At 62.4% G+C, this 16047-nt stretch carries 15 protein-coding genes; 10 read left to right on the forward strand and 5 right to left on the reverse strand.

Going from position 1 to position 16047, the window contains the following annotated elements; all coding sequences use genetic code 11:
- Positions 1-94: 94 nt before the first annotated feature.
- Positions 95-1087 (forward strand): ankyrin repeat domain-containing protein, encoded by a 993-nt coding sequence (locus tag ACIOTL_RS13600; RefSeq protein ID WP_388024565.1) that lies wholly within the window; start codon positions 95-97, stop codon positions 1085-1087.
- Positions 1088-1090: 3 nt separating this feature from the next.
- Here ACIOTL_RS13600 and ACIOTL_RS13605 read toward each other — a convergent pair whose 3' ends face one another.
- Positions 1091-1501, reverse strand: coding sequence for a YchJ family protein (locus tag ACIOTL_RS13605; RefSeq protein ID WP_400343108.1), 411 nt, complete (start codon positions 1499-1501; stop codon positions 1091-1093).
- 220 nt (positions 1502-1721) lie between these two features.
- Between ACIOTL_RS13605 and purS the strand changes: the two genes are divergently transcribed.
- The 5 genes from purS to ACIOTL_RS13630 all read left to right on the forward strand — a co-directional run bounded on the left by purS (position 1722) and on the right by ACIOTL_RS13630 (position 7013).
- Entirely contained in the window at positions 1722-1973 is a 252-nt protein-coding gene (gene purS, locus ACIOTL_RS13610; protein ID WP_102598679.1) for a phosphoribosylformylglycinamidine synthase subunit PurS, read from the forward strand.
- On the forward strand, positions 1973-2725 hold the full coding sequence (purQ, locus tag ACIOTL_RS13615) for a phosphoribosylformylglycinamidine synthase subunit PurQ (RefSeq protein ID WP_400343110.1): 753 nt from the start codon (positions 1973-1975) through the stop codon (positions 2723-2725). Before purS ends, purQ begins: the two co-directional genes overlap by 1 nt.
- Positions 2722-5037 carry a phosphoribosylformylglycinamidine synthase subunit PurL gene (purL, locus tag ACIOTL_RS13620; protein ID WP_400343112.1) on the forward strand — a complete coding sequence of 772 codons (2316 nt, stop codon included), beginning with the start codon at positions 2722-2724 and terminating at the stop codon, positions 5035-5037. The genes purQ and purL overlap by 4 nt, the downstream gene beginning before the upstream one ends.
- Before the next feature lie 244 nt (positions 5038-5281).
- Positions 5282-6325, forward strand: coding sequence for an LLM class flavin-dependent oxidoreductase (locus ACIOTL_RS13625; protein WP_332595241.1), 1044 nt, complete (start codon positions 5282-5284; stop codon positions 6323-6325).
- 16 nt (positions 6326-6341) lie between these two features.
- Positions 6342-7013 carry an NADPH-dependent F420 reductase gene (locus ACIOTL_RS13630; protein ID WP_400343114.1) on the forward strand — a complete coding sequence of 224 codons (672 nt, stop codon included), beginning with the start codon at positions 6342-6344 and terminating at the stop codon, positions 7011-7013.
- Here the strand turns inward: ACIOTL_RS13630 and ACIOTL_RS13635 are convergent.
- The 3 genes from ACIOTL_RS13635 to ACIOTL_RS13645 all read right to left on the reverse strand — a co-directional run bounded on the left by ACIOTL_RS13635 (position 7005) and on the right by ACIOTL_RS13645 (position 10286).
- Entirely contained in the window at positions 7005-8387 is a 1383-nt protein-coding gene (locus tag ACIOTL_RS13635) for an FAD-dependent oxidoreductase (protein WP_400343116.1), read from the reverse strand. The two genes, ACIOTL_RS13630 and ACIOTL_RS13635, sit on opposite strands and share 9 nt — an antisense overlap.
- 153 nt (positions 8388-8540) lie before the next feature.
- Positions 8541-9170, reverse strand: coding sequence for an isochorismatase family protein (locus ACIOTL_RS13640; protein ID WP_400343118.1), 630 nt, complete (start codon positions 9168-9170; stop codon positions 8541-8543).
- A gap of 60 nt (positions 9171-9230) precedes the next feature.
- Complete coding sequence (locus ACIOTL_RS13645; RefSeq protein WP_400343230.1) at positions 9231-10286, reverse strand: LLM class flavin-dependent oxidoreductase; 1056 nt, start codon at positions 10284-10286, stop codon at positions 9231-9233.
- Between the two features lie 103 nt (positions 10287-10389).
- On the opposite strand from ACIOTL_RS13645, the gene ACIOTL_RS13650 reads away from it, so the two are divergent.
- Positions 10390-10986, forward strand: coding sequence for an ABATE domain-containing protein (locus ACIOTL_RS13650; protein ID WP_133834332.1), 597 nt, complete (start codon positions 10390-10392; stop codon positions 10984-10986).
- Positions 10987-11121: 135 nt separating this feature from the next.
- On the opposite strand, the gene ACIOTL_RS13655 is transcribed toward ACIOTL_RS13650, so the two are convergent.
- The gene (locus ACIOTL_RS13655; protein ID WP_133834331.1) at positions 11122-11469 is read right to left on the reverse strand and encodes a zinc ribbon domain-containing protein YjdM; all 348 of its coding nucleotides are present in this window, start codon (positions 11467-11469) and stop codon (positions 11122-11124) included.
- A gap of 207 nt (positions 11470-11676) precedes the next feature.
- Between ACIOTL_RS13655 and ACIOTL_RS13660 the strand changes: the two genes are divergently transcribed.
- The 3 genes from ACIOTL_RS13660 to fepB all read left to right on the forward strand — a co-directional run bounded on the left by ACIOTL_RS13660 (position 11677) and on the right by fepB (position 15929).
- Positions 11677-12870: a siderophore-interacting protein gene (locus tag ACIOTL_RS13660; RefSeq protein ID WP_400343120.1), complete on the forward strand. Its 1194-nt coding sequence runs from the start codon at positions 11677-11679 to the stop codon at positions 12868-12870.
- Positions 12871-12982: 112 nt separating this feature from the next.
- Positions 12983-14749, forward strand: a complete 1767-nt coding sequence (locus tag ACIOTL_RS13665) for a lipase family protein (protein ID WP_332595208.1) — start codon at positions 12983-12985, stop codon at positions 14747-14749.
- 154 nt (positions 14750-14903) lie between these two features.
- Complete coding sequence (gene fepB, locus ACIOTL_RS13670) at positions 14904-15929, forward strand: Fe2+-enterobactin ABC transporter substrate-binding protein (RefSeq protein WP_400343123.1); 1026 nt, start codon at positions 14904-14906, stop codon at positions 15927-15929.
- Positions 15930-16047 lie beyond the last annotated feature (118 nt).

A 16047-nucleotide genomic window follows, 5' to 3' on the forward strand; every position in this document is an offset into this window, starting at 1 on the left:
CGCTAAGCTCGCAATTGATCAAAAGTTACTGAGCAGAATCCCTGCATGATGCGAAAGCCATACGGGGAAGGGTTGTTTAACCGCGAAAGGACAGATGGCACTTCATACCGGGCTATCCACGCATCGCCGTGGCATTGCATTGCTTGCACTCCCCCTTGCTGCCGTGATCGGCGCCTGCACGAGTTGCGCCGCTTCTTCACCCCAGGCTCATGAAGTTTCTTCCACCCCGGTTCCCGCCCCGTCTTCCAGCAGTGCCACCGAAAAATCCCTGCCCGCTCCGAGCAAGGCCGCAGCAAGCTCCAGCGTCCCGCTTCCGGCTCCAACCGGGAACAATGCCACTGCTCCCACCACGACTCCGAGCAATTCAGCCAAGCAGCCCGCCGGCACTCCGGCCAAGCCCGAAAGCTCCAAGACATCGCTGTCGCCCCTGGCCTCGGGTGCCAACACTGGTGCCTCCATCAAGGCGCTTCCCAGTTCAGCGGCCGAAATGTCCAAGGCCACCACGCAGCTGTTCGCTGCAGTGAATCGAGGCAAGCTGAAGGACGTCAAGGCGGCGCTCAAGGATGGAGCTGACCTCGACGCGCAGGACGAGGCCGGTCGCACCGCGCTGATGCGTGCAGTCATCAACAAGAACCCTGCCATCGCCAAGACCCTCTTCGAAGCAGGCTCGGATCCCGACAAGAAGGACGACTTCTACGAGTCGCCGTTCCTGCGCGCGAGCGCCAATGGCCAGGTTGAAACGCTGAAGCTTCTCATTGACGGCGGGGCCGACCTCACGGCGGTGAATCGCATGGGCGGGACCGCTTTGACCGTCGCCAGCGAGAATGGCCGGGTTCAGGCCGTGCGCCAGTTGCTCCGCACCGATATCCCGGTAGACCAGGTTAATGACCTGGGCTGGACGGCCCTGCACGAAACCATTGTCCTGGGCCAGGGCACCGCCAATGCCATCACCATCGCGCGTTTGCTGATTATCAACGGGGCGGACCCGCATTTGGAGGACCACTCCGGTTCTGATGCATTCAAGCTAGCGCGTGAACGCCAGCAGAGCCAGATGCTGACCATGCTGCAGGCTGCAGCCAAGCGCTGAATCCTAGAGGGCGTCGAGGTAGAACCAGGCGCCGTCCTGCTTCACGAAGGTGCTGACCTCATGCTGCTGCGCTTCATGCCGGCCGTCGCGATAGTACGCAGCGAATTCAACCACCCCGCGGGAGGCCGCCGCGCCGCCAGCACGGGTTGAAATGATCTCCAAGCCGGTCCAGCGCATCCGCGAATCCACGTCCAGTTCCTTGGGCCTCGTGCTCTCATGCCAGGTCGCCAGCAAATACTGCGACAGCCCCAGCACGAAGGCGCTGTAGCGTGAGCGCATCAGCTGCTCCGCGGTCTGCGGCAGCAAGGAGCCATCTTCCCTTCCGTCATGCAAGGGCTTGCAGCAGTTTTCGTAGGACGGCTTCACAGCGTCCAGGACTCGGCAGGCGCAGACGGTTTGACTAGCATTTTTCACAGTTTCAGCATACGCGTCGAGCGCGCTTCGACAACCCGTGAGCCTAAGATCACATGACTTAAACCGCAGGATATCGGTGCTATCGCGCACAGGGACGTTTTCCCCATCACATTCACGGGTAGACTATGAAGGCAAGCTCGCGGAGCGCCAAATCCCCCTGGTGTGAGACGGCATCTCCGTGTGGCATTTAACTTAACCTCGCCAACAGGAGATATGCCGGATGCCCCGCATCGTTGTAGATGTCATGCTCAAGCCAGAAATCCTTGACCCTCAGGGCAAGGCCATCGCGGGAGCTCTTCCCCGCCTAGGCTTCACCTCCTTCGAAGCTGTCCGCCAGGGCAAGCGCTTTGAACTGTCCGTGGACGGCGAGGTGACCGAAGAAATCCTCGCCCAGGCTCGCGAGGCTGCAGAAACCCTGCTTTCCAACCCGGTGATCGAAGATGTCGTCAACGTCGAGGTATTCGAAGACTAATGAGCGCCGAACTTCCCCTGATTGGCGACTATTCAACGCCAAGCACTGAACTTTCCGGAGCGCGCATCGGCGTGGTGACCTTCCCGGGCACCCTCGATGACCGCGACGCCGCTCGCGCCGTGCGCGCAGCCGGTGCCGAAGCGGTGTCCCTGTGGCACGCCGACACCGACCTGCAGGATGTCGACGCCGTGGTGATCCCCGGCGGCTTCTCCTACGGCGACTACCTGCGCGCCGGCGCGATCTCCCGCTTCGCACCGATGATGGCGAAGATCGCAGATGCCGCGAACTCCGATGCCAAGCTGCCCGTGCTGGGCATCTGCAACGGTTTCCAGATCCTCACCGAGTCGCACCTGCTGCCCGGATCGATGATCAAGAACGACCACTTGAAGTTCATCTGCCGCGATCAGCTGCTGCGCGTGGAGAACAACCAGACCGCATGGACCAACGGCTTCGAAGCCGGCCAGGAAATCACCATCGTGCTGAAGAACCAGGATGGCCAGTACGTGGCCGACGAGAAGGTCCTGGACGAGCTCGAAGCTGAAAACCGCATCGCGTTCTCCTACATGGGCTGGAACCCGAACGGCTCGCGCCGCTCGATCGCCGGCGTGGGCAACAAGGCCGGCAACGTTGTCGGCCTGATGCCGCACCCGGAGCACGCCATTGAGGCCGGCTTCGGCCCGGACCACCGCGGCACCGACGGGCTGGCATTCTTCACCAGTGTTCTGACCCACCTTGTTGGAGGCAAAAAGTGAGCCAGGAAGCCACTAAGGAATTCAATATCGACACCGTCGATAACGCAGCGGGCACCCCGGATGTAGAACTGCCATGGGCAGAGCTGGGCCTGAAGGACAACGAGTTCGCCGAGATCGTGAAGATCCTGGGCCGTCGTCCGACCGCCGCTGAATTGGCCATGTACTCGGTCATGTGGTCCGAGCACTGCTCGTACAAGTCCACCAAGAACCACCTGCGCCAGTTCGGCCAGAAGGTCACCCCGGAGATGAAGAAGGACCTGATGGTCGGCATGGGCGAAAACGCCGGTGTCACCGACCTGGGCGACGGCTGGGCCGTGACCTTCAAGATCGAGTCCCACAACTCGCCTTCCTACGTCGAGCCGTACCAGGGTGCCGCTACCGGCATCGGCGGCATCGTGCGCGACATCATCTCCATGGGCGCCCGCCCGATCGCCGTGATGGATCCGCTGCGTTTCGGCGCGATCGACCACGAGGACTCGCAGCGCGTCGTGCACGGCGTGGTCTCGGGCATCGGCGGCTACGGCAACTCGCTGGGCCTGCCGAACATCGGCGGCGAAACCGTCTTCGACCCGATCTACCAGGGCAACCCGCTGGTCAACGCACTGGCCGTGGGCGCACTGCGCCACGAGGATCTGCGCCTGGCCAATGCCTCGGGCGTGGGCAACAAGGTCGTGCTCTTCGGTGCGCGCACCGGTGGCGACGGCATTGGCGGCGCGTCGGTGCTGGCCTCGGAGTCCTTCGACGACACCAAGCCCTCCAAGCGCCCTGCGGTGCAGGTGGGCGACCCGTTCGCCGAGAAGGTGCTCATCGAGTGCTGCCTGGAGCTGTTCAAGGCCTCGCTGGTCGAGGGCATCCAGGACCTGGGCGCTGCGGGCATCTCCTGCGCCACCAGCGAACTGGCCTCCAACGGCGAAGGCGGCATGCAGGTCGAGCTGACCAATGTGCTGCTGCGCGACTCCACCCTGACCCCGGGCGAAATCCTGATGTCGGAGTCCCAGGAACGCATGATGGCCGTAGTCACCCCGGAGAACATCGAGGCGTTCGAGGCCGTCATGGCCAAGTGGAACGTGGAGTTCTCCTGGCTGGGCGAGGTCACCGACACCGACCGGTTGATCATCACCTGGGATGGCGAAGTCATCGTGGATGTGGATCCGAAGACCGTCGCCCACGACGGCCCGGTCTACGACCGCCCGTATGCCCGCCCCCAGTGGCAGGATGCGCTGCAGGCTGACACCTTCAAGTCCTCGGAAGCCGGCGCCAACCTGCCAGCTACCGGGGAAGAGCTGAAGGCCGCCGCCCTGGAGCTGATCGCCAGCCCGAACATGTGCGACAAGTCCTGGATCACCAGCCAGTACGACCGCTACGTCGGCGGCAACACCGCGCTGGCCGCCCCGGACGATGCTGGCGTAGTCCGCATCGACGAGTCCACCGGACTCGGCGTGGCCATCGCCACCGATGCCAACGGCCGCTACACCTACCTGGACCCGTATGCCGGCGCCCAGCTGGCGCTGGCCGAGTCCTACCGCAACGTCGCCACCTCCGGTGCGATCCCTGCGGCGGTTTCGGACTGCCTGAACTACGGTTCCCCGGAGGACCCCGACGTCATGTGGCAGCTGGCCGAGGGCATCCGCGGCCTGTCCGATGCGTGCATGGAGCTCGGCGTACCGGTCACCGGCGGCAATGTCTCGCTGTACAACCAGACCGGCGACAAGGCCATCCACCCGACGCCTGTGGTGGCGACCCTGGGCAAGTTCGACGACGTCGCCCGCCGCACCCCTTCGGGCTGGCGCGAAGAGGCCGACGGCCAGGCCATCTACCTGATCGGCACCACCGCCGATGAGCTGGACGGCTCGGAGTTCGCCAACCTGCGCGGCCACCTCGGCGGCCTGCCGCCAAAGGTCGACCTGGCAGCCGAGAAGGCACTGGGCGCAATCCTGATCAATGCCAGCCGCGATGGCATGATCGACGCCGCGCACGACCTGTCCGAGGGCGGCCTGCTTGCAGCGCTGTCCGAGATGGTCCTGCGCTACGGCGTCGGTGCCCGCGTGGCCCTGGACGAGATCAAGCAGCGTGACGGCATCGATTCCTTCACCGCGCTGTTCTCGGAGACCCAGGCCCGCGCCTTGGTTGCCGTTCCACGCAGCGAAGAGGTCCGCTTCAACGACATGACCAGCGCCCGCGGTGTCACCGTGGCCCGCATGGGCATTGTCGATGCGCAGTCCGGCGCCCTGGAAGTCCAGGGCGAGTTCACCGTATCGGTGGACGAGCTGCGCGAGGCTTCCGAGGGCACCATGAAGAAGTACTTCGGCTAGTTTCTGGCCCACCCCTGGACGGCGGTTCTCCTCATCGAGGAGAGCCGCCGTTTTGCATGCCTGGATGATGTGGCGCTAAGCAGTGCTCCAAGGTCTGCTCCAGCCCCGAGTCCGATGCGTTCTGGCGCCTGTGCGGCTGGGCTGGAGACCGGTCGAGGCGCAATTTCCGGATATAGTTGACACGTCAATAACTTTGAGTCATGATTGATGCATCAACAAAGTTCTGGACTACAGGGAGCACGCAATGAACGCCTTCGAGAACATCGAATTCGGCCTCGACACCTTTGGCGACGTACCCAGCGACAAGTCAGGCAAGCTGGTAACCCATGCCCAGGGCATCCGCGCCACGGTCCAGGAAGCCATCGCGGCCGATCAGGCCGGCGTCGATGTGATCGCTGTCGGCGAGCACCACCGCCCCGAATACGCCATCTCCAGCCCCGAGACCGTTCTGGCGGGCATTGCCACGGCGACCGAGCGGATCCGCCTCGGATCCGGCGTGACCGTGCTGTCTTCCGACGATCCGGTCCGCGTCTTCCAGCGTTTCGCCACCGTAGATGCCTTGTCCAACGGACGTGCCGAGGTCATGCTGGGCCGCGGCTCCTTTACCGAGTCCTTCCCGTTGTTCGGCCATGACATGGCTGACTACGAACTGCTTTTCGACGAGAAGATCGACCTGTTCCACAAGCTGCTCGACGAGAAGCCGGTGACCTGGCAGGGAACCAAGCGTGCACCGCTGGAGGATATGGAAGTCTTCCCGAAGACCGAGTCCGGCCGCCTGAACACCTGGGTGGGCGTGGGCGGTTCCCCGCAGTCGGTCATCCGCACGGCGCACTACGGATTGCGCATGATGCTCGCTGTCATCGGCGGGTCCCCCGAGCGCTTCGCACCCTACATCGACCTGTACCGCCGGGCCAACGACCAGTTCGGCCACCCAACCCTGCCGGTGGGCCTGCACTCCCCTGGCTTCGTGGCAGATACCGACGAGTTGGCCCGCGAGCACATGTTCGACGCCTACAAGGAACAGCGTGACCGCATCGGCGCGTCCCGTGGCTGGAGCCCAATGGGCCGCGGTGAATTCGAGCACGAGATCAGCGAAGGCTCGCTATACGTCGGCTCGCCGGAAACCGTGGCCCGCAAGATCGCCAAGACCCTCAAGACCTTGGATATCGGCCGTTTCGATTTGATCTACTCCGGCGGCGCGGTAGAAGTTGGCGCCCGCTTGCGTGCCGTGGAACTCTACGGCGAAAAGGTCATCCCGCTGGTACGCGAAATGCTTTCCGAGAGCTAGACCCGGATTCGAAGACATGCCTGAAGGAGAGAAAATGACACAGCAGACCATCGGCATCCTCGGCGCTGGAAAGATCGGCACGGTTCTTGCCCGCCGCGCCTTGCAGGCCGGCTACAAGGTGCTCATCGCCGGCTCCGGCGACCCCGGCACCATTGCCCTGACCATCGAGATCCTGACTCCGGGCGCGCTGGCCGTGGATCCGGCAACCGCCGCGCGGGAAGCCGACATTGCCATACTGGCCCTGCCGCTGGGCAAGTACCGGAATATTCCGGTTGCCGAGCTCGAAGGCAAGCTGGTCATCGACGCCATGAACTACTGGTGGGAAACGGATGGCATCCGCGAGGACCTGAACGGCCCTCAGGTCTCCACCAGCAATTTGATCCAGGAGTTCCTGCCAGGTTCGCGGGTCGTCAAGGCCTTCAACCACATGGGCTACCACGACCTCGAGGACGAGTCCCGTCCGGCCGGCGCCGAGCGCCGCAAGGCCATCGCGCTGGCCGGCGATCTGGACTCCGACGTTGACCAGGCAGCCCGGATCGTTGATGATTTCGGCTTTGACCCGCTGCCGATAGGCTCCCTGGCTGAAGGCTTGCGCCTGCAGCCTGGCCAGCCTGCCTTCGGCGCGAACAAGCCGCGGGCCGAGCTCGCCGAACTCATCGATGCCGCGCAGGTCCAGGCCTCAGCCTAGCTGCGCGAGCACCTCGTTCAGCGCTTCGGTGGACGAGGGGTGGGTGAAGATCTGGTCGCGCAGTTCAGCGGCAGTCATGTGCTGCCGCATGGCCAATGCCACCAGGTTGACCACCTCCTGGGAGTCCACGTGCATCAGCGCCGCTCCGAGGATCTGGTCGCTGCGCGCATCGATGACGAACTTGATGATGCCCCGCGGGTCGCCCACGATCTTGGGGCGCGGCATCGCGGCGATCTCGGAAACTTTCTTCACCGCGATCTTGGCTTGGAACCCCTGCTGCGCTGCCTGCTCTTGGCTCAAGCCAACGCGAGCCAGCGGCGGAGTGGTGAAGATGGTGTACGGAACAGCAACCCGGTCCTTGGTGCTGCGTGATCCGTCTCCCAGCAACTGGCTGGCCAAGACCCGGTGGTCATCGAGCGAGACATAGGTGAACTGGGGTCCGCCGTTGGCATCGCCCAGGGCATAGATGCCCTCGACATTGGTGGCCAGGAACTCGTCAACCGCGACTTCCCCGCGGGAGCCCGTCTGGACCCCGGCGGCTTCCAGCCCCAGACCGGCAGTATTCGGCACGCGCCCAAGCGCAATCAGCACGGCATCCGCCTGCAGCTGGTGCACCTCGCCCCGACGCTCGTAGCTGACGGTGGCGCCTTGCTCGTCCTGGCTGATCGAACGCACCGAAGCCGAACTGATGATCTCGGCTCCGGCATCTTCCAGGCAGGCCTGGACTTCCCGGGCCACATCCGGGTCTTCCTTGGACAGTGCACGGCTTCCGCGATCCAGCACGGTGACTTTCGATCCGAACTGGGCAAACATGGAGGCGAACTCGATGCCGACATATCCCCCGCCCACCACAGCCAGGGTCTTGGGCAGCTGGGCATGCTGGATCGTTGTGGAGTCATGCACCCGCCCGCCGATCTGCGCTCCTTCGATGTCCGGGATCGCAGGTAGCGCGCCGGTGTTGATGATAATCTTCGCCGCGCTCAGCTCCAGCTCATCGGAACCGGCAGTGACCCTGACGCTTCGAGGTCCGGTGAACGCGGCCTTGCCGTTGACCAGCAGCACCGACTCCAGGTCGTCGAGCATGGAGAAATTCTTGGCGCGCATCATGGCAGTGAGCTTGTCCCGGCGCTGGACGGCGGCTTGGAAGACCTGCTGGTCGTATCCGGCGCCATCGCGGGATTCGGCATCGTGGATCAAGGCCTTGGTCGGCACGCAACCGATATTGATGCAGGTACCGCCATGCATCTGGGTGGACTGCTCGATTAACGCCACCCGCTGCCCGGCCCGGGCCAGGGTGCCTGCCAGGGTCTTGCCGCCTTTGCCCCACCCGATGATGATCGCGTCGAGTTGTCCGTCCGCGCTTGCTGAACCCACGATGAACTCCTAGCTGTTGCCGCCTTGTCCTAGCACGAGTCTTGTTCGCGCAGGCCGCTTGCGTCAACCTTTGCCCGGACAGCCCGGAGATGAAAAATGGCGGACCACACCTTCTACAAGATGCGATCCGCCAGTTACAGGACGCTCACCAGGCTATTGGCCGGCACGGCCACGAGCAGCTGATTCGATGAGGTTATCGCCGGGCAGTGCAGCACCCGAGGCCACTGCCTCGATCCAGGTAGCGGTCGGGGCCACCGCAGCCCAGCTGGAATTCAGCACGGCCATCAGGGTTTCATGCACCTGCTGGGCGGGGATGGAACCGGCAGCGTTGACAATGTCGATCGCGCCGGTAGCATCGGAGAGCACTTCCACGGCGAACCCCAGCGGTTCGGCAGCCGCGGCAGAACCGATCACGCAGTTATTGGTCATGTAGCCCACCAGGGTCAACGTGGTGATTTCACGCTCGCGAAGCCACTCTTCCAGGCCTGTACCCGCGAAGATGCTGGCATAGTTCTTGGAGAATTGGTGCTCTGCAGCTTCCATCCGATCCTGGATCTGCGGGTGCAGGGCATAGGTAGCGGATTCCGGGGCGAAGACGGGGAATCCCTCGGGCGCTTGGTGCTGCACGACAACCACCGGGATCCCGGCCTTTGCCGCTTCGTCCATGGCATTGGCGATGGTGGCTACCGACTGCTCGCGATCCGGGTACTGGATCTGCAGCAGGCCATCAATGTATTCCTGCTGTGCGTCGATGACGATTAGTGCTCTGCGTGGTGCGGACATAGTGAGTTCCTCTTTCCGATGTGTCGAGATGGCGCCATACGGCACCGGGTGTTTCAGGTTTTATTTAGCCGGCCGGTAGTGCTGGGCCATGAGCTGCACGGTTTGCACCGCTGCGCCAGGGGTGTGGCTGCCAAGGACCATCATCAACTCATCCGCTCCGGTCCACTGCTGCAGCGCTTCCAGGCGCTGGGCCACTTCGGAAGGCGTGCCGGCCAGGGTGCGGTTGGTGTACATGTCAATGATCGCTCGCTCATTGAGCGTGGCCGGATATCCTGCGACCTCCTGGGCGGATAGCAGTGCAAAGGGTTCACGCTTGAACATCCGCAGCATGGCCATCGCCATGGTCGAGGCCTCGGCACGGGCGTATTCTGGATCCTCGGCCGCGATGACGCTTTGGCTGATGAGCACGTACGGACGGTCGAGCACTGCCGAAGGCACGAAGTTCTCGCGGTAGATGCGCAGCGCGGTGTCGATATCGGCATCGCCGAACTGCAAGGCGAAGGCGTAGGGCCGGCCCAGCCGCGCGGCCAGCTGCGCCGAATACGGCGAGGAGCCCAGGATCCACAACGGGGTCTGCGTTTCCGATGCGGGCAGGCGGTTCTGCTCGTTCTGCCACGGGCCGGGCACTGCATGGACTTCGCTGTAGGGGTGCCCTGCGGGGAAATCATCATTCAGGAATCCCACCAGCTCGGCCAGTTGCTCGTCGAAGGTTTCGTTGGCTCCGGTTCCGCGGCGCAACGCGGCCGCGGTGGCCCCATCGGTTCCTGGCGCGCGCCCGACTCCCAGGTCGATGCGCCCGGGAGCCAGCGCTTCGAGCATGCCGATCTGCTCCGCAACCACCAGCGGCGCATGGTTGGGCAGCATCACTCCGCCCGCGCCCAACCTGATCCGCTGGGTGTCGGCGGTGAGCCGGGCCATCATCAGCAGCGGCGATGCCACGGACAGCGCGGGCATGGCATGGTGCTCGGACATCCAGAAACGGTGATATCCGGATTGATCCGCAGCCTTGGCGATATCGATGGTGTCCTGCAGGCCATCTTGGGCGGTTTGCCCTACACCGGGTCCGCCTCCGGTGTGAACCGACAGGGCGAAGGGAGCGGAGCCGAATCGTGGCACTGGCTGCAAGGCCAACCTCTTTTCTCATGTTATTTCTACTTTTTACCGTGATATACACACTAGCAGGTGATCACGGTAAAGCAATACTGATACCATGAGGAACATGTCCCAGATGCCCCTTCCCCCGAGCCCCGGAACCGCGCAGCACTGCAGCATCGATCTGGCCAACAGCGAAATCCAGCTGCCTGGCGGCAAGAGCTTCGACGCGCTGGCTAGCCCGGCGGACACCACGCAATGGCTCATCGTGCGGGGTCTCGTGCCCCAGGAAGCGGCGCTGCAAAGCTATTGCCAGAATCGGCTGGTCACCCTTCGCAGCCAGATCAGGAAAGCTTTCCATGCCATCGCCACGGGCACACCCGTGGCCCGGGAAGTGCTGCAGGGCATCAACGCCGCACTGCTGGCAGCACCGAGCACCCCATTGCTGCACCATGAGCCGGGCAAGGGATTCTTCCGCGCATTGGAACACCCCGCCACGCAATTGACCGAGCACGCCATGTCGCGACTTGCCGAGGACGCCGCAGCACTTCTGAGCAGCGAAGAAGCGGGCCTGCTGGCCCAATGCGAAGCCGAGCCATGCACCCGCTACCTGCTCAAGACCCATGGCCGCCGGCATTGGTGCTCCACGCGTTGCGGTGATCGCGTGCGGGCGGCCCGTTCGTACGCCAAGAAGAAGAGCCAGCAGGATTCTTCTGCCGCCTAGCCCATGGCCTGAGGATTCCCGCCGGCGGCGCAGCCGAGCACCTTGCATGCCGTGGCACGTGCCAAGCAGCATGGAACACTAAAGGCTCCCACCATCCGTAGATGCTGGGAGCCTGAGGAACTGCGGGCGGAACGCCTAGATCTTCTTGACGATGGAAGACTTCAGTTCCATCTGGCCGAAGCCGTCCACCTTGGCGGCGATATCATGGTCGCCAGAGCCTTGGACCAAGCGGATATTGCGCACCTTGGTTCCAGCCTTCAGCGCACTCTGCGCGCCCTTGACCTTCATGGTTTTGGTGATGCTGACGGTATCTCCGTCCTGCAGCTCATTGCCGACAGCATCCTTGATCACTGCTTCGACAGCTTCGGCTACTTCGGCCTCAGCGTTCCATTCATGTGCGCACTCTGGGCAGACAAGCAGGGCATCCATTTCGTAGGTGTACTCGCTGGAGCAGTCAGGGCACGGTGGCAAGGTATCAGACATGAAGCTGATTTTAGTGACCGGATATGCCCCATGTCGAATGAATCGGATATCGAATAATCCCCGGAATTCCGCGCTGGAAATGGCACGAACCCCAGGCCTTGAACACTTCCTGCCCTCCAGCTTGAAATTACTTGTTTTCCACGCCGGATATACCCCATACTCAGGCATACAGGCTGGTGCCCACACCGGCCGGGTTAGGGGCACACCATGTCTAAGCACCACAAGTACAAGAGCTACGGTTCGCAGTACACGGTGACGCCAAGGGAAGGGCTCACCCTGGAAATCCTCGCTCAGGCCGAAAAGGCCGGGGCAAAGGCAGGATACGCGATGGCCAAAGAGCAGCTGTACCGGAACATCGGCAACAGCTCTGTGCTCAACGAGCAGGAAACCGACGAATTGCTGGCCGCTGCCGAACGTGCCGGCGCCGCGGCGGCACTCACCGCGGCACGCAAAGTCCTGGATAAGACACTGCGCACCTCGTTCAAGCACTACCACCACTCAACGGCGCAGGGGCCCGCGCAGCAGCTTGCCCCGCAGCCATTTGCTCCTGCGCAGACGCGCAGCTACTCGGAAACCTACGAGGAGCCCTTGGCCCAGCACACCCCCGCCTTGGGATATCTGGATCCGCCAAGGGAAAAGGTGGATCAGCACATTCTGACCATCACCCGGGTAGAACAGCTGAACGCCCAGATGGTGCGCATCATTGCCGGCGCCCCCGATCTGGATGGCTACCGTTCCAACGGGGCGATTGATGAATACGTGAAAGTCTTTGCCGCTGACCCCGCCCTCGGATTAGAGCCTCCCTATGATCTGCGCGCCTTGCGGCAGCGCCTGCCCCGCGACCAGGTTCCGCGTTCCAAGTCGTACACGATACGTTGGATCAACGCGGTTGTGCCGGAAATAGCGATCGACTTCGTAGTTCATGGGGAGCCTGGGACTGTTGGCCATTGGGCCGGGACAGCGCAGCCCGGGGACCCACTGGTTATTTCCCCCTCACGGAGCAAGTCATCATTGTCGCTGAATGCCGACTACTACGTGCTGGCCGCGGATGAAGCAGGCATCCCGGCGATCTGCAAAGCCCTCGAAGCATTGCCCTCGGATGCGCGCGGTCTAGCGTTGCTCGAAGTTGCCGATCAGAACGCAATGTTTGACGTGAAACATCCTCCAGGCGTTGATTTACGCTGGCTGCCGCGTGACGGCGTTCCGGCGGGCCGCAGCTCACTGCTGGCCGATGAGCTCCGTTCCTTGCCGCTGCCCCATCTGCGGCTTGGGCTAATCGCTCATGCCGAGCGTTCCACGGTTAAAGAGATCAGCCAAGTTGCGCGGCACTGGCACCTCGACAAGCGTTCCTCCCACATTTCCTCTTACTGGACCCTGCGCGAGGGGAGATTACGCCGCTAAAAGCTGGATCAGAGTGATCCGCAGCATCACAACGGCACGCACAGGGACAAGCTCTTTAACTACGGATAACCTTGGAAGCATCGCATCCGCACTGGTTATCCGAGGAGTGTCCATGGCTCAGCCCGATAGCACCAGCAACTTCGCGCGCTTTCTCGGCGGTGTCTTGCTGATTGCCCTCGGACTCGTCCTGATGCTCAACTCGGCGAGCGCGGTCCGGCTGATTATTTGGCTGCTGGGCGCTGGCCTGTTGATTGCGGGCCTGGTGCGCCTTGCCGAGGCTCAACAGGACTCCGTTCGCCGCTGGCCAGTGATGCTTTCTGGCGGCCTGCTGGTGCTCAGCGGGGTCGCCCTCCCGCTCTGGCATCGCGCCAGCTTGCCGGTCCTGGCTTTGGCGACTTCACTGGTTCTTCTCCTGGGCGGAGTGCTCAGACTTGCAGCGGTGCTCCGCGGGCAGCGGCAGCATTCCTTCCGCGGCGCTCTCACAGCACTTGCCGGTGTCTTTGGCGCGGCTCTGGTGATGTTTTGGCCCAGGCTTTCCTTGTGGGTGCTCGGCGTCGCTTTCGGCGGCTGGTTATTCCTTTTGGGAGTCCACTGCTTGTGGTCTTTTCTCCGGCCTCGCCTTCCGGCAATTCCTGGCTGGCTCCGCGCTGCGCGTAGCGCGAGCCTGACAGGATTGAGCGCCATTGGCCTCATCGCCGTGCTCGGGCTCGGAACGATCACCGCTTTTCTGCATAGCCAAAGCGATACGGCCGCCGCGGATGATTTCTACTTGCCGCCAGCTAGCGTTCCTGCTGCCCATGGCCAGTTGCTGCGCGCGGAACCGCTGGCCAAGAGCACTCTGCCGAACACTCTCGCCTGGCGAATTCTGTATACGACGCAAGGTCACGATGGCTCTCCTGCAATAGCTTCGGGCGTGGTGACCGTGGCCGAGTCCGCCACGGGAACCCTACCTGTCATCTCATGGGCCAATGGGACCAAGGGCGTCATGTCCCAGTGCGCGCTGTCCATGGGACCGAATCCTTATGATGATGGTCCAGCTGCTGCCCGTGAAACCATGTTGGCTGGCGGATGGGCAGTAGTCGCTACCGATTACGTCGGCTTGGGCACCGCCGGCCCTCATCCCTATTTGATTCCGGCTGCCGAGGCGTACGCGGTGCTTGACGCGACTCTTGCTGCAGGTCAGCTGCAAGACCTGCATTCACGAGGAGTCCGGCTAGGACAGTCCAGCGTAGTGTGGGGCCATTCCCAGGGCGGGCATGCGGCTCTGGCTACGGCTGAAGCCGCCGGGGACTACGCTCCGAACCTGGAGATTCTCGGCATCGCCGCCATGGCCCCGGCAACCAACCTTCCGGAATTGGCCGAGTCGGTTGCTGATACCGCGGCGGGAAAAATCATTTCCAGCTACATTGCCGCCAGCTGGAACCAGCTGTATCCGGATCTGGGCATCGACGAGCGGTTGACGACCCGTTCTCGAATGGCGGTAAACCAGCTATCCCAGAATTGCTTTTCCGGTACGGGCGCGCTGACCGGGTTGGCCCAGGCCAGCCAGCTCTTCGAACCGATTCTCAGTTCCGAGGCTCTCGACGGCCAGCTGCACTCGGTGCTGAAACGCAATTCGTCCATCGTTCCGGCGGGCTACCCGGCGTTCATTGCCCAGGGCGCTGCTGATTCATTGGTCTTGCCCTCGATGCAGCGCGAGTTCTTCAGAAGTTCTTGCACCCCGGATGCCCAGATTGGTTACCTCGAGTACTCCGGACTGGACCACATGCCGCTCGTCGGGGCAGACTCGGCACTCAATGAAGATCTTGTCGCCTTCACCCACTCGCTGCTTGAGGGGAAGCCAGCTTTCCCTGAAGGCTCCACCCTGTGCAGGAAATAACCGTTTGCGATGCCACTCTGATTCCTTTTGTTCTTGTACCAGCGCACGGGCCCGTGTCTGGGGAACATAAAATAGGTTCGGAAAGACTTCCAGTAATTCATTGCCGTTCAATGCCGCCTAGCCATTTTCTGGCCGTCGGCCCAGGAGAATCCTAGTGCGTCCCAGCTTGTCCCGAATCGCAGTTGCCTTGTGCCTTGGCATCTTGGCCTTTTCCCTTGGCTCTTGCGCGGCGTTACCTGACGAGCAAGGGAGAGATGCGGGCACCGCGGCATTTGAAGCCGGGCATTGGCCACGCACCTTGACTGATTCAATGCATGACCCCATACGGATCCAGGCAAAACCTGAACGTATCGTCTCGACCTCGGTAGGACTCACGGGTTCACTGCTGGCCCTGGACGCGCCGGTCATTGCCAGCGCAACGGCGCCGGCGGGGCCTGATACCGATGGCGACGGTTTCTTCAAGCATTGGGCTGATGTTGCCTCGGACCGCAAAGTTGATCCGCTCTACGAGATCGGGAAGTTCGATCTGGAAGAAATCGAGGACCAGAAACCCGACCTCATCATCGTGGCGGCAACAGGAGCAGACTCCGAAGTCGACAACGTAGGTGCGCTGAGGAAGATTGCACCAACCATTGTCGTGGACTACGCAGATAAGGACTGGAACGAACTTTCAAAGTTGCTCGGGGAAGCCACTGGTACCGAAGAACGAGCAGAGCAGAACTCTGCAGCCATTAACGAACGGGTTTCAGCACTGAGAAGCATGCTGGCAATCCCATCCGGAACCACGGCTTCAATCATTTCCTACGCAGCCCATGGCATATCCCCGATCGCTAAAACCACCGGGCCGCATGCACAGCTGTTCAGAGGACTCGGCTTCACGGTGGTATCCACGCCAAAGAAGTTCGACACTTCCACACAGCCAAGGGAAGATTTCAGTTTCGTCAGCTACAGGGATCTGCCAGCAACGCTCACTGGAGATGCCACCTTCCTCTTGGCCGCAAACAAGAAAGCGACCACGGCATTTACCTCGGATGAATCACTAGCCCAGCTGCCATCGGTGCAGAGCGGCAGCGTCTTCCCGCTCACCACTGCCCACCTTCTGGACTACTACGCAACCCAGAAGATCTTGGACTATTTCGAACACGATTTTCCAGGTCTGGGCTCTTCTGAGCTCGAGTAGCAGCATTCCTTGAAGCCGGTACATCCGACCTCACGCCACAACACGGATCATGGACGGCTAAATGGTCCGCTCCACTGCCTATAGTTCAAGTCAGAGCATCTTCTAGCTCAAGCACCAG

This window comes from Glutamicibacter sp. NPDC087673, from assembly GCF_044743255.1.
GTDB lineage: Bacteria > Actinomycetota > Actinomycetes > Actinomycetales > Micrococcaceae > Glutamicibacter.